Origin of the sequence: Alienimonas sp. DA493 (assembly GCF_043951915.1) — a bacterium.
Classification (GTDB): Bacteria; Planctomycetota; Planctomycetia; order Planctomycetales; family Planctomycetaceae; genus Alienimonas.
The window spans coordinates 1-802 of record NZ_JBINJD010000341.1; the positions used below are offsets into that span (position 1 = coordinate 1).

An 802-nucleotide genomic window follows, 5' to 3' on the forward strand; every position below is an offset into this window, starting at 1 on the left:
GCTGGGTCGTCGAACGCACGATCGGCTGGGTGAAGGGCCTGCGGCGGCTGCGGGTGCGGTACGACCGCAAGGACGAGGCGATCGAGGCGTGGAACACGCTGGCCATGGCGGCGATCAACTTCCGTCTGTGGCGACATGCCGCCGCGGACGCCGCATGACCTCATTATATGGTTCTCTGTCCGGTTCTTATCGGTTTTGATCTTGGCTTCGGCGATCGCCTTCGTCTTCACCGGGTTGCCGACGACGACCCGCCGCACGTGCGGTCGGAACAGGTCGACCACGGTCCACGTGTTCGTCGTCGCCTCCAACGCGACCTGATCGGTTTTCTTGAGCGACTTGCGGGCGAACTCCGTCAACTCGTCGCGGAGGCACTCGACCCGATGCCGCTGGAGCACCTCGCCTTTGCGGTCGATCACGCACACCTCCATGAAGTGCTTGTGCAGGTCGACGCCCACGTATCTGATCATCGAGGAGCTCCACGGTCGGGGTAGGTTCGACGCGAGCGGACGAGACGGGCGAATCGGCAGCTACCTCTTCGAGCTCGAAGCTCAGCCGGGCGGGCCGCGGGGTGGCCAGTTAAAAAAGCGGGCTCAAGGCCCATAGGCTCGATCGGCCGGCCCCCGAGGTGAAACGCCCGCACGCGTTCGAACAGGCTGAGAAACGCGGGTCACCTCGGTCCGCGGCCCGGCAAGGGGCAGCAGACCCGAGGCGACGGGTCCGATCAACGGCTTCCAGGAGAACGCCGCGATCGGACATCCTCATACCAGTTAAAAAGAAGCCCCCCGCGTTCACGGGGGGCGTG

1 protein-coding gene and 1 pseudogene are annotated in these 802 nt (G+C 65.1%); one reads left to right on the forward strand and one right to left on the reverse strand.

Going from position 1 to position 802, the window contains the following annotated elements:
* A partial coding sequence (locus ACG2DA_RS22905; RefSeq protein WP_395259028.1) for a transposase occupies positions 1–158 on the forward strand: 158 nt, incomplete at its 5' end.
* Between the two features lie 36 nt (positions 159–194).
* Here ACG2DA_RS22905 and ACG2DA_RS22910 read toward each other — a convergent pair.
* Positions 195–467, reverse strand: a pseudogene (locus tag ACG2DA_RS22910) (transposase); the annotation flags it as partial.
* Positions 468–802 lie beyond the last annotated feature (335 nt).